The organism is Gilliamella sp. wkB308 (assembly GCF_001690185.1).
GTDB lineage: Bacteria > Pseudomonadota > Gammaproteobacteria > Enterobacterales > Orbaceae > Gilliamella > Gilliamella apicola_I.
Map to the genome: position 1 here is coordinate 237,676 of NZ_LZGN01000038.1, position 12,796 is coordinate 250,471.

12 protein-coding genes are annotated in these 12,796 nt (G+C 36.3%); 9 read left to right on the forward strand and 3 right to left on the reverse strand.

All coding sequences use genetic code 11. The annotated features are described in order from the left end of the window. Nucleotide 1 precedes the first annotated feature (1 nt). Both modB and modA read right to left on the reverse strand, forming a co-directional pair. Nucleotides 2-691 carry a molybdate ABC transporter permease subunit gene (gene modB, locus A9G10_RS09040; RefSeq protein WP_065559214.1) on the reverse strand — a complete coding sequence of 230 codons (690 nt, stop codon included), beginning with the start codon at nucleotides 689-691 and terminating at the stop codon, nucleotides 2-4. Between the two features lie 12 nt (nucleotides 692-703). Then, a complete protein-coding gene (gene modA, locus A9G10_RS09045) occupies nucleotides 704-1,468 on the reverse strand; it encodes a molybdate ABC transporter substrate-binding protein (RefSeq protein WP_065559215.1) in 765 nt (254 codons plus the stop codon). Between the two features lie 294 nt (nucleotides 1,469-1,762). Between modA and A9G10_RS09050 the strand changes: the two genes are divergently transcribed. The 9 genes from A9G10_RS09050 to amtB all read left to right on the forward strand — a co-directional run bounded on the left by A9G10_RS09050 (nucleotide 1,763) and on the right by amtB (nucleotide 11,969). Then, nucleotides 1,763-2,581, forward strand: a complete 819-nt coding sequence (locus tag A9G10_RS09050; protein WP_143425990.1) for a TOBE domain-containing protein — start codon at nucleotides 1,763-1,765, stop codon at nucleotides 2,579-2,581. Nucleotides 2,582-2,603: 22 nt separating this feature from the next. Next, a complete protein-coding gene (gene modF, locus A9G10_RS09055; protein WP_065559216.1) occupies nucleotides 2,604-4,064 on the forward strand; it encodes a molybdate ABC transporter ATP-binding protein ModF in 1,461 nt (486 codons plus the stop codon). Between the two features lie 395 nt (nucleotides 4,065-4,459). Beyond that, nucleotides 4,460-6,463: an excinuclease ABC subunit UvrB gene (gene uvrB, locus A9G10_RS09060; protein WP_065559217.1), complete on the forward strand. Its 2,004-nt coding sequence runs from the start codon at nucleotides 4,460-4,462 to the stop codon at nucleotides 6,461-6,463. A gap of 25 nt (nucleotides 6,464-6,488) precedes the next feature. Further along, entirely contained in the window at nucleotides 6,489-6,839 is a 351-nt protein-coding gene (locus A9G10_RS09065) for a RidA family protein (RefSeq protein WP_065559218.1), read from the forward strand. 145 nt (nucleotides 6,840-6,984) lie between these two features. Next, a complete protein-coding gene (gene purE / locus A9G10_RS09070; RefSeq protein ID WP_065559219.1) occupies nucleotides 6,985-7,485 on the forward strand; it encodes a 5-(carboxyamino)imidazole ribonucleotide mutase in 501 nt (166 codons plus the stop codon). 7 nt (nucleotides 7,486-7,492) lie between these two features. Beyond that, a complete protein-coding gene (gene purK / locus A9G10_RS09075; protein WP_065559489.1) occupies nucleotides 7,493-8,557 on the forward strand; it encodes a 5-(carboxyamino)imidazole ribonucleotide synthase in 1,065 nt (354 codons plus the stop codon). 18 nt (nucleotides 8,558-8,575) lie between these two features. Next, a complete protein-coding gene (gene dgt, locus A9G10_RS09080; RefSeq protein ID WP_143425991.1) occupies nucleotides 8,576-10,072 on the forward strand; it encodes a dGTPase in 1,497 nt (498 codons plus the stop codon). Between the two features lie 263 nt (nucleotides 10,073-10,335). Further along, the gene (glnK, locus tag A9G10_RS09085) at nucleotides 10,336-10,674 is read left to right on the forward strand and encodes a P-II family nitrogen regulator (protein ID WP_065559221.1); all 339 of its coding nucleotides are present in this window, start codon (nucleotides 10,336-10,338) and stop codon (nucleotides 10,672-10,674) included. Between the two features lie 14 nt (nucleotides 10,675-10,688). Beyond that, a complete protein-coding gene (gene amtB / locus A9G10_RS09090) occupies nucleotides 10,689-11,969 on the forward strand; it encodes an ammonium transporter AmtB (RefSeq protein WP_065559222.1) in 1,281 nt (426 codons plus the stop codon). 108 nt (nucleotides 11,970-12,077) lie between these two features. Here the strand turns inward: amtB and A9G10_RS09095 are convergent, their stop codons facing one another. Next, nucleotides 12,078-12,557, reverse strand: a complete 480-nt coding sequence (locus A9G10_RS09095; protein WP_065559223.1) for a hypothetical protein — start codon at nucleotides 12,555-12,557, stop codon at nucleotides 12,078-12,080. Nucleotides 12,558-12,796: the final 239 nt, after the last annotated feature.

Genomic DNA, 12,796 nt, shown 5'->3' on the forward strand with positions numbered 1-12,796 from the left:
ATCAACCTGCTATCTTCTTTTTATGCCAGCGGTTTAACATTTCAGATAAGAATAACGCCACTAACGATAAGATAATGGAGATAATACAAAGCCGGAGAGCAGCGAATTCACCATTTGGTATTTGCAATAGAGTATACATGGCTAAAGGCAATGTACGGGTTTCACCTTGTATATTGGAAACAAAGGTAATCGTTGCACCAAATTCACCTAAACAGCGAGCAAAACCAAGAATTATACCCATTAAAATACCGGGAAAGGCTAATGGCAATGTTATGGTAATAAACACTCGTAACGATTTTGCACCTAACGTGCGAGCAACTTGTTCAAGGCGACCATCAATTGATTCTATCGCCAAGCGAATTGAACGTACCATTAAGGGAAAAGCAACTACGGCTGATGCTAACGCTGCACCTTGCCAATTGAAACTAAAACTAATATCTAAATAATGATAAAGCCATTTACCGATTATTCCCTGTTTGCCCATGGTCAACAGTAACAAGTACCCCAACACAACGGGTGGTAAAACTAAAGGTAGATGAACAATACTATCTAAACAAGATTTTCCCCAAAATTGGCATCTAGCCAAAATCCATGCGATGAAAATACCGATGGGTAAACTGCAAGCAATGGCTACGCCTGCAATTTTTAAACTTAGCAATAAGGTTTGCCATTCAAAGTCTGTCAGTAGCATAATGATAAGTTGTTATTGCGTAATAAATCCATATTTTTCAAAAATTATTTTAGCATTGGGTGATTGCAAATATTGATAGAAATCTTGTGCTTCAGGTTTCAATAACGCAATAGGGTACTCAATCGAGGTAAATGTATTGGCAGGAAACGTCCCCACTATTTTCACTTTATTACTTACTTTAGCATCGGTGCTGTAGACAATCCCAAGTACGGCTTCGTTGCGTTCAACCAACATCAAAGCATCACGAACATTACTTGCAGGTGCAAATTGTGGGGCTAATTGATCATATACCCCTAAATTTGTTAATGACTCTTTAGCATAAAGTCCTGCTGGAACATGATCAGGATCGCCAATAGCCAGTTTTTCATTTTTAGGCAAAATAGCATTCCAATTTGTTGTTGAATTAATCTCTACTTTATCAATCGAAGACTGTTTTGGTGCAATAAGCACTAAAGCATTTTTGAGTAAGTTATCTTTATGGTCAACAAGATGATGATCGATCAAATAAGTCATCCATTTTTGATCAGCAGACATAAAAATATCAGCCGGAGCACCTTGTTCAATCTGTTTGGCTAACACAGATGTTGACGCAAACGAAAACACAATTTCTACATTTTTATGATCGGTTTGATATGCATTTGCAATATCTTGCAAAGCGTTCGTCAGTGAAGCCGCAGCAAAAACAGTTATCTTTTCAATGGCTGATACTGAAATGCTAAATAGGGTGGTTGTTGTTAACAGTGTTACGGCTAGCAACGTTTTTATGTATTTGTTCATCCTCTTCCTCGCTCGATATAGGCTGTTTTAATATGACCTATCATATTGGTTTAACTAAACATGTCATAACAGATAACTAATCGTTATATAAAATATTATATAGCGATGCTATCAAAATTCGTTTATAAAGTACAATTAAACTTTTTGATATTTAGGATTGATTCGACACTCTAACGAGTGTTTAACAGTATAGTGAAATTGTTGAGTCTTTTTATTGCTAATCAATCAATTAGTGAAATCGATTCATTTTTTGGTGGATAGCTAAAAAGCGTTTACAATAACAGAAATCTTTTGGTGACTGGTCGCTTTGAAATAAGCGCAATAATGGCTGAAATCATGTTTTCTCCTGAAATTTTATTAACATTAAATCTGAATCAACACCGGTTTGTCGATCCTCGTCGAATAGCTTTACTTAAAGCTATTGAACAAACAGGCTCATTAAGTCAGGCAGCAAAACAAGTCGGCATGAGTTACAAAACTGCCTGGGATGCTATTAATGAAATGAATTCGCTAGCCCCGACTCCTTTTTTTATTACCTCAATCGGTGGCAAGAAGGGCGGTGGAACAATGCTTAGTCCTTATGCAGTAAGATTTATTCAGCTTTATGAGTTGCTCACACAATTACAGCAAAATGCTTTTAATATATTGAGTGATGATAAAGTTCCGCTCGATGATATTTTAAAAACGACCGCAAAGTTATCTTTGCAGACCAGTGCACGTAATCAATTATATGGAAGTGTTAAGCAATTAGAGATTAATGAGGTCGCTGGCTATGTCACCGTTCTATTAAGCGATAATCAAACTGAATTGAAAGTTAACATTACTCAATCAAGCGTGCAACGATTAAAATTGAGTCCCAATAAGACTGTAATGTTACTCATTAAAGCCCCTTCAATTGAATTTAATCATCTCAATGAAAATTGCTTATCGGCAAAAGTGGTACAAATTAAAAGCGATGAACATTGGAGTGAAATTCAATTATTATTGCCTTCAGGGCTTGCCATTTATGCTACCAAATTAACCCAAGAAATAGAAAAAATGGCAATAACCCAAGACAAGCAAATTATGCTGTCTATTGATCCACAGCAGATTATTATTGCAACCTTAATATAATATTAAATAAATAGAGGTATTCATGTTACGAATTGAAAATGCGGTTTATAAGATTAGTGATTATCGTGTATTTAATATTGAATCTTTGACACTAAACTCAGGCAGTAGTTTAGCATGTATTGGTTGTAACGGCAGCGGTAAATCTGTTTTTGTGAAAGCTATCGCTGGAGAGTTACCCCTATTATCTGGTATAATTGTTAACCAATTTAAATCCATTGCCCGTATCTCGTTTGAGCAACTGCAAAAATTGATAGATGATGAATGGAAGCGAAACAATACTGATATGTTAAGTGAAGGTGAGCATGATACCGGGTTAACGACATCACTAATTATTCAACAAGTCCATTCAAATGAATCTTTGTGTCAGCAATTAGCGCAACAATTTGGTATTAGTGAACTTTTAAGCCGTCGATTTAAATATCTGTCAACGGGTGAAACCCGCAAAGCATTGATTTGTCGAACGTTAATGGTAAAACCTGATTTACTGATTCTAGATGAACCCTTTGACGGATTGGATGTGCAATCACGTGAAAACTTATCTCAAATCCTTGCGGAGTTAGTCAAACAAGGTATCACTATCATATTGGTTTTAAATCGATTTAATGATATTCCCCCATTTATTGAAAATATTGGGCTATTAGCCGATTGTCAACTCTTGAAAATGGGTAAAAAAGATACAATATTAAAGGGTGAAACAATCCAGCAGCTGGTAAATTTGGAAAATCTGCCTGAGATATCATTACCTGAAGCAGATGAATCACCTATTGAACTTGCCGATCACTTAGATCGTATCATTTTAAATAACGGATATGTTTATTATGACGATAAAGCGGTGATTAATGGATTAACTTGGCAGGTTAAAGCGCATCAAAATTGGCAAATTATTGGGCCTAATGGTGCCGGTAAATCGACACTATTAAGTTTAATCACGGGCGATCATCCCCAAGGTTACAGCAATGATTTGACACTTTTTGGTCGTAAACGTGGCTCTGGTGAAACCATTTGGGATATAAAACGTCATATAGGCTATGTTAGTAGTAGCTTCCATTTAGACTATCGAGTGAGTACCAGCGTTAAAAATGTTCTTTTGTCCGGTTATTTTGATTCTATTGGAGTTTATCGAACAGCCAGTGATAAACAAAATAAGCTAGCGGATAAATGGCTACAACTACTTGGTTTACATTCTCAGGTTAATAAACCGTTTCAATCACTTTCTTGGGGGCAACAGCGCTTAGTTTTGATTGCCAGAGCATTGGTTAAACATCCTACATTATTAATACTGGATGAACCCTTGCAAGGACTCGATTATTTGAATCGAGAATTAGTCAAACGTTGGATAGATTGCTTAATTGTTGATGGGCGTACACAATTGTTATTTGTGTCTCATCATGCTGAGGATGCACCTAAATGCATCACTCATCGATTAACTTTTGTGCCTACAACTGATGTTAACTATCAATATCAGGTTGAAGAGATTAATTAGTTTGTTAGTTTTTTGCTATTGAAAACTATTTAAAAATAGAAAAAAACAATTAAATAAATGTGATTTAATCCCTAAATTTTTTGTTGAAATTTGAAAAAATTTTAAAAAGACTATACTTATGGAGTTATCCCCCAACCCTGTGGATAACTCTGTGAGTAGTTTATTCAAAACAGTAAAAAACTCAGTTTCTATAAGGTTTTGTATTGAACTGTTTAGATTGTAAGCGCAATGGATTGAATTGAATAATATCAATAAGTTATCATAAATCAAGTTGTTATTTATAAGTGGTGATTAATTGAATTTATGTTAACTGAACAAAAAATATAACATTTTAAAAGGTCAAGCCCTTTTGGGGATAATTTTTATTAATAGGTAAAATTTTAGGTTACGACGTAATGAAAAAATTCAAATTGTGTTCCGATTTTAAACCTGCCGGCGACCAGCCAGAAGCGATTAAAAGGATTAATCAAAATCTTGATGACGGAATAGCACATCAAACATTATTAGGCGTGACTGGCTCAGGTAAAACGTTTACGATGGCAAATGTCATTGCTAAACATAATCGACCAACGATTATTCTAGCGCCAAATAAAACACTTGCTGCACAATTATATGGCGAGATGAAAGCTTTTTTTCCTGAAAATGCTGTTGAGTACTTTGTTTCTTACTATGATTACTATCAGCCTGAATCTTATGTACCATCAACCGATACATTTATTGAAAAAGATGCATCGATCAATGAACATATCGAACAAATGCGACTTTCGGCAACAAAATCTTTATTGGAACGTCGTGATGTCGTGATTGTCGCGTCAGTTTCGGCGATTTATGGTTTAGGTGCGCCAGAAACTTATATGTCAATGATTCTGCATTTAACTAAAGGTACGATTACTGATCAGCGCTCGATATTAACTCGTTTGGCTGAATTACAATATACGCGTAATGATCTTGGATTTAGTCGTGGTACTTTTCGAGTTCGTGGTGATGTCATCGATATTTTTCTGGCTGATTCGGATGAACTTGCGGTACGAGTAGAACTATTTGATGATGAAGTTGATCGAATTACATTATTTGACCCATTGACAGGTAATAGTGTTAATGAGGTGTCACGTATTACTATCTATCCAAAAACCCACTATGTTACACCAAGAAACATTATGGAAAATGCGATTGCTCAAATTAAGCTCGAACTTAAAGAGCGTCAGAAAGTATTACTTGATAATCAACGGCTGTTAGAAGAACAGCGTTTAACGCAACGTACGTTATTTGATATTGAGATGATGACCGAATTAGGCTACTGTTCGGGCATCGAAAACTATTCACGGTTTTTATCACAGCGTAAACCGGGCGATCCGCCGGCAACGTTATTTGATTATCTACCGGCTGATGGATTATTATTTATTGATGAATCCCATGTTGCTATTCCACAACTAGGTGCAATGTATAATGGCGACCGTTCACGTAAACTTAATTTGGTTGAATATGGTTTTCGTTTACCGTCAGCATTGGATAACCGTCCATTAAAATTTTCTGAATTTGAAAATATTATGCCGCAAACGATTTATGTATCGGCAACACCGGCAAAATATGAAATCGAAAAATCGGGTGGTGAAATCATCGAACAAGTGGTTAGACCAACGGGCTTGTTAGATCCTATTATTGAAATAAGACCGGTGGCAACGCAAGTTGATGACTTACTTTCTGAAATTGAAATCCGTATGCAAAATGAAGAGCGGGTATTAGTTACCACCTTAACCAAAAAAATGGCAGAAAATTTAACCGATTATTTATCGGAGCATAATGTAAAAGTGAAGTATTTGCATTCTGATATTAATACGGTAGAACGCATGGAGATTATTCGGGATTTACGGTTAGGTAAGGTCGATGTGCTTGTTGGAATTAACTTATTGCGTGAGGGATTAGATATTCCTGAAGTTTCGCTCATTGCAATTTTAGATGCTGACCGAGAGGGCTTTTTACGTTCTGAAAGTTCTTTAATTCAGACAGTAGGACGTGCAGCGCGTAATGTGAATGGTAAAGCGATTTTGTATGCTGATAAAATTACGCCAGCAATGCAAAAAACCATTGACGAAACCGCTCGACGTCGAAAAAAACAGGAAGATTTTAATACTGCACATGGCATTACACCAAAATCAGTACGTAAAGAGATTAAAGATATTTTAGAAGCAGGATTAAGCACTAAAAAATCAACGGCGAAAGTCCAAGCTTTTGAACCAGGTAAACCTTATCATTATGTCTCTGTCAAAGAGGTTCAAGCCAGGGTGAAAGAGCTTGAAGCAATGATGTATGAAGCAGCACAAAATCTTGAATTTGAAAAGGCGGGTGTGTTGCGTGATGAGATAAAAAAATTACGTGCTGATTTTATTAAAGTTTCTTAATTAATCATCTAATAAGGAATAAATGATGACAATAACACGAATTGATCCAGCAGATCGTTGGTCTGAAGCGGTAATACACAATGATGTAATTTATTATACCAGTGTACCGACTAATTTAATCGATGATGCTTATGCTCAAACTAAAAGTGCACTGGCTGAAATAGATAATATGTTAGCCAGAGCAAATAGTGATAAAACACAGCTTTTAGATGTCACCATTTTTCTTGCCAACAAAAGTGATTTTACTGCAATGAATAAAGCATGGGATGAATGGGTAGCAAAAGGCAGTGCGCCCGTTCGTTGTACGGTTCATTCTGCGCTGATGGTGGACGCATATTTGGTTGAAATAAAAGTTATTGCTGCGGTTAAAGCGTAAATTCAAATTGATGCACATGCTACCTTTGTTATGCAGACAATGGTGGCATGGTGTATATCCTTAACGATCCTTTTTTTATCCCCATTCATAAAATTTTAGTGTATACTTTATCTACTTAATCTTTTAAATATTCATACAATTTTCTATGCGTATTCAACCTAAAATTGCTATTGTTATGGGCTCCAAAAGTGATTGGGCAACGATGCAACATGCTGCTGATGTGCTTGATACACTCAGTCTTCCTTATCATGTTGAAGTCGTATCTGCTCATCGTACTCCCGATAAACTGTTTCAATTTGCTCAGGACGCAAAGCAAAAGGGCATTGATGTGATTATTGCTGGTGCTGGCGGTGCAGCTCACTTACCGGGTATGTTAGCGGCTAAAACGCTTGTCCCTGTACTGGGTGTACCTGTTCAAACCGCAGCTTTAAGTGGGGTAGATAGTCTTTATTCAATTGTGCAAATGCCTAAAGGCATTCCTGTTGGTACGCTAGCGATTGGTAAAGCTGGGGCCGCAAATGCCGCTTTACTTGCGGCGCAAATTCTTGCCCTGCATGATGCCGATATTTTCCAACGATTATCCCTTTGGCGATTAAGTCAAACGGATGATGTCCTTAATCATCCCGATCCGCGAGTTGAAGATTAACATGACAATGAAAACGGTATGTGTTCTTGGTAACGGGCAATTAGGGCGAATGTTAAGACAAGCGGGTGAGCCTTTGGGTATAAAAGTCTATCCTGTTGGCATAGATGTTGAACCCGATTCAATTCCTTATCAACAGTCGGTGATTACTGCTGAAATTGAACGTTGGCCTGATACGCCTTTTACCAAGCTTTTAGCTAACCATCCACATTTTGTTAATCGCCATGTTTTCCCTATTATTGCAGATCGTTTAACGCAAAAACAGTTACTCGATGAACTTGGTCTACCAACAGCGAAATGGTACTCACTTGAACATCAACAACAGTGGTCAAATCTGTTTGCTCAGCTAGGACAAAGTTTGATTGTCAAACGTCGAACAGGCGGATATGACGGTCGTGGTCAATGGCGGATTAACGATCAGAACAACGTCAATATACCGGATGAAGTTTATGGTCATGCGATCGTTGAGCAAGCCATTAAATTTGAAAAAGAAGTTTCATTAATTGGGGCTCGTAATGCCAATGGGGACAAGGTTTTTTATCCGTTGACTAACAATTTACATCAAGACGGTATTCTAAAAATGAGTGTCGTCTTACCCGATGAATACAAAACATTACAGTCAAAAGCTGAACAAATGTTATCGGCTATTATGGATAAATTAAATTATGTGGGTGTCATGGCGATGGAGTGTTTTGTGATGGGTAATGATTTGCTCATTAACGAACTGGCGCCCCGTGTGCATAATAGTGGACATTGGACACAAAATGGCGCTTCAATTAGTCAATTTGAACTGCATTTAAGGGCTTTATTGGGGTTGCCATTACCTAAGCCTGATGTCTTTGCCCCTTCAATTATGGTGAATTTAATCGGTACAGAACTCAATAAAAAATGGTTATCGATAGATTTAGTGCATCTGCATTGGTACGAAAAAGAAGTTCGAGTTGGGCGTAAAGTAGGGCATATCAATTTAACGCATGATAATCCAGATAAATTAAAGCAAACATTAGCTAATTTGATATCGTTTTTACCTGTAGAATATCAATCGGCTATTGAATGGGCAAAACAGAAATTATAACACTACTGATACAAGGGATTGGGCATGATCGACTTCAATAAAAAAATTAATTATCAACGTAGCGAAAGAAATAAACGAGAAAAGATAACCGATCCCTACTCTATTATTGGTTGTTTTGAAAGCGATCGAGGAAGGATCCTTAACTCTGCTGCGATTCGTCGTTTACAGCAAAAAACTCAAGTTTTTCCATTAGAGCGTAATTCTGTTGTCAGAACGCGCTTAACCCACTCCATGGAAGTACAACAAGTAGGGCGTTATATTGTTAAAGAGATCATTCATCGTCTTAGCAATGCCGGAAAATTGGCGCAATTGAAATTAGAACAAGTTATTATGCCGATTGAAAGTCTGGTTGAAATGGCTTGTTTAATGCATGATATTGGAAATCCTCCTTTTGGACACTTTGGTGAAAAAGCAATTAATCAATGGTTTGGTTCACGATTAAAAATTCATGCATCGTCTTATTATCCCGTGCTTGAAATAAAAGAAACGGATAATACCGAGCTTCAGGAATTGAAAAATAAAATCCGTCAAGACTTATGCAATTTTGAAGGTAATGCACAAGCCATTCGATTAGTTCATACCATTTTGCGATTAAACCTTACCTATTCGCAAATTGCATCAATTTTAAAATATTCCAAACCAGCCTATTGGTTGCAAGAAATACCGGCTAAATTTTCCTATTTGATGAAAAAACCAGGTTATTACTTATCTGAAGAGCTTTTTATCAAAGAGTTATCTGAACAACTTGATATTCAACCTTTCCACCGTTATCCACTCACTTATATTATGGAAGCGGCAGATGATATCTCTTACTGTATTGCTGATCTTGAAGATGCAGTTGAAAAAAAATTATTTTCTGTACAACAACTTTATAACTATTTAGAAGATGCTTGGGGACCAATCAAATCAGGTGATCTTTTTGATAAAGTTGTTAAGCGTTCATACGATGAATATTTAGGACAAAATCAATTTAGAGCGATAGCTATCGGGCAATTTTTTATAAATTTACGGGTCAAGACGATAACTAAGCTTGTCTCTCATGCTGCTGAGCGCTTTATTGAAAATATCGAGGAGATATACCATGGTTCATTTAATAATGCGCTGTTGGAAGGTAAAGGAGCTGAATATAAATTATTAAATATTTTTAAAACGGTTGGGATCAAATATGTATTTAATCATGAATCTGTTGAAAATATTGAATTACAAGGTCACCGAATTATTAGTGGATTATTAGATATTTATAGTCCTTTACTCGATATGCCAACCCATGATTTTTTGAAATTAGTCAAGGACGGTAATCATAAAGAATACCCAATTGAAACACGGCTTTATCATAAACTTTCCGCCAAACATCGGGATGCTTATCAACAAGCCATTAATCATCATGATGTAACGGAAGACAGTTTTCAAAGTTGGGAATTCTATTATCGTTGTCGTTTGTTGCAAGATTATATCAGTGGCATGACTGATCACTTTGCTTATGATGAATACCGCAAATTAATGGTGACCTTTTAATTAAATTAATGAATAGATAAAGAGGCACTACAAAAACGCAATAGCACCAGATTAGTGCATCAAACGCTATCAAGTCAAATCTTCTTGATAACCTAATAGAGCTTATTGGTTCAATCATTTGTTATTCAATTCATGTTTTTATACCTGCATGATAACGCTTCATCATTGTTTATCTAAAATCACAACAAATTTATCTCTATTAAAACTGGCATAACCTTTGCATTATGTTGATTACCCAGAGTAAAAAATGAGGAGTTACACAGATGAAATTAGTGACTGTTGTGATTAAACCGTTCAAATTAGAAGAGGTCAGAGAATCACTTTCAAATATTGGTATCACTGGATTAACTGTTACAGAAGTAAAAGGGTTTGGACGGCAAAAAGGTCATGCCGAACTTTATCGGGGTGCAGAATACACTGTTAATTTTTTACCTAAAGTAAAAATAGAGTTAGCGATTAGCGATGATCAACTCGATGAAGCTATTACCACAATTTGTCAGGCGGCACATACTGGAAAAATTGGCGACGGAAAAATTTTTGTTACGCCATTGACGCACGTCGTTCGGATCCGAACAGGTGAAACCGATGAGTTAGCACTATAAATAGGGATAATATTATGTTGAAAAAAATAAGTTTAGTGTTTGGATTATTGGTTTCTGGTTCAGTATTGGCAAATGAAATTCCTATTGCTGATAAAGCGGATAATGGTTTTATGATGATTTGTACTGCACTGGTACTATTTATGTCCGTACCGGGTATCGCACTTTTTTATGGTGGATTATTACGATCTAAAAACGTGTTATCCATGTTGTCACAAGTATTGGTTACTTTTTCATTAATCACCGTACTTTGGATAATGTATGGCTATACCTTATCCTTTGGTCAAGGAAATTGGTTTTTTGGTAATTTCGACAATTTTTTATTAATTGGCGTAAAGATAACGGACTTGTCGGGAACGATTTATGAGTTGATTTGGATCGCTTTTCAAGGTTCTTTCGCCTGCATTACCTGCTGTTTAATACTGGGGGCTTTTGCTGAACGTATTCGCTTTTCAGCAGTATTAATTTTTATGGTAATTTGGTTTACGTTCGCCTATATACCGATGGCTCATATGGTTTGGGGTGGTGGCATATTAGGAGATGAAGGGTCATTAGATTTTGCTGGTGGTACGGTGGTTCATATTAATGCTTCAGTTGCCGGATTAATTGGCGCCTATCTGCTCAAAAATCGTATCGGTTATAATCGTGAGCCTCTAAAACCTTTTAATTTACCTTATGTGTACTTAGGGGCAGCAATTCTTTATATAGGCTGGTTTGGCTTCAATGCGGGATCGGCAACACAAGCAGACGAGATCGCCAGTCTGGCTTTTATTAATACGGTTGCAGCAACGGCAGCCGCCGTTTTAGCGTGGACAATTGCCGAATGGGTATTACGAGGTAAACCATCGTGTTTAGGTGCTGCTTCAGGGGTCATTGCTGGATTAGTTGGCATAACGCCAGCCGCAGGATTTGTTGGTGTTGGTGGCGCAATGTTAATTGGTTTGATTTGTGGTTTTGCCGGTGTTTGGGGCGTATCTTCTCTTAAAAAAATGTTAAAAATTGATGATACCTGTGATGTGTTTGGGGTACATGGCGTCTGTGGTATTGTAGGTTGTCTGCTAACAGGTATATTTACAGCAGAATCGTTAGGCGGCATTGGTTATGCCCAAGGCATGAATATGCTAAGCCAAGTGGGTATTCAATTATTGAGTGTGATTACCTGTGTTGTTTGGACAGCTATTATCGCGTTGATTGCTTATAAAATTGCCGATTTGTCAGTTGGATTACGGGTATCAGAAGAGCATGAACGTGAGGGATTAGATATTAACAGCCATGGTGAAAGTGCCTTTAATAGTTAACATCGATAAATGGTAGTAATTTATCCTAACAAACCGATTAAATAAATTACAGGGCTTATACCCTGTAATTTATTAGACCTAGTATTAATTATTGTTAAAACTATTTTTTTAATCATCCCAAAGCATAATGGCATTATCTTCAGTTAGGATTAAAGGTGGAGCAAACAAATGTTCTTTTATTTGTGTTGGGATCACATCAACATCACTTAGATCAAGTTCAACATCTGGGTATACTTTAGCCATCTCTTTTAATCGAGTACCAAGTAATTCCTTCACTTTATTGGACTCTTTAGCCAAAGCTATCTCATCTTTTAGCATACCGATTTGTTTCTCATGGTGTTCGGATTCAAATACTTCCCCAAATATAAATGAAAACTCTTTATTGTTACGAAAAGTATTTTTTTCGTTGTACTCTTTTTCTTTATACTCAGTATGATGTAATTTAAGCTCCTTGATACGTAATGCAATGATTTCATCTACGCAATCCGGATAATTTAGTTTAGAGTCTAAATAGCTTAAAGTATTTTGTTTTGTTACTGATTCACTGTTTTGTACTAAGGTAAATAATGGTTTTTTATGTGTCTTCATTCTATAACTTCCTTTCTATTTCAGGACAATAATATAACAATGTGTCGGACAATGAAAAAAACGATTGTTACTTGTTTTCTTAAGATACTTCTTGTTACGGTGCTACATCAGTATAAAATAACTAACTTCCAGTTTTTTTGTAATTTCCTTATAACAAGTCGATTAAATGCTATTCAACAATTAATAAATCAAGTTTAAAAATTATTATTTACTTTATTTTTACAAGACCAAAATTAAAT

What these genes read in the sequence shown, in the direction of transcription:
- modB (WP_065559214.1), bottom strand. Translation starts at nt 691, where the DNA reads ATGCTACTGACAGACTTTGAATGGCAAACCTTATTGCTAAGTTTAAAA.
- modA (WP_065559215.1), bottom strand. Translation starts at nt 1,468, where the DNA reads ATGAACAAATACATAAAAACGTTGCTAGCCGTAACACTGTTAACAACA.
- modF (WP_065559216.1), top strand. Translation starts at nt 2,604, where the DNA reads ATGTTACGAATTGAAAATGCGGTTTATAAGATTAGTGATTATCGTGTA.
- uvrB (WP_065559217.1), top strand. Translation starts at nt 4,460, where the DNA reads ATGAAAAAATTCAAATTGTGTTCCGATTTTAAACCTGCCGGCGACCAG.
- A9G10_RS09065 (WP_065559218.1), top strand. Translation starts at nt 6,489, where the DNA reads ATGACAATAACACGAATTGATCCAGCAGATCGTTGGTCTGAAGCGGTA.
- purE (WP_065559219.1), top strand. Translation starts at nt 6,985, where the DNA reads ATGCGTATTCAACCTAAAATTGCTATTGTTATGGGCTCCAAAAGTGAT.
- purK (WP_065559489.1), top strand. Translation starts at nt 7,493, where the DNA reads ATGAAAACGGTATGTGTTCTTGGTAACGGGCAATTAGGGCGAATGTTA.
- glnK (WP_065559221.1), top strand. Translation starts at nt 10,336, where the DNA reads ATGAAATTAGTGACTGTTGTGATTAAACCGTTCAAATTAGAAGAGGTC.
- amtB (WP_065559222.1), top strand. Translation starts at nt 10,689, where the DNA reads ATGTTGAAAAAAATAAGTTTAGTGTTTGGATTATTGGTTTCTGGTTCA.
- A9G10_RS09095 (WP_065559223.1), bottom strand. Translation starts at nt 12,557, where the DNA reads ATGAAGACACATAAAAAACCATTATTTACCTTAGTACAAAACAGTGAA.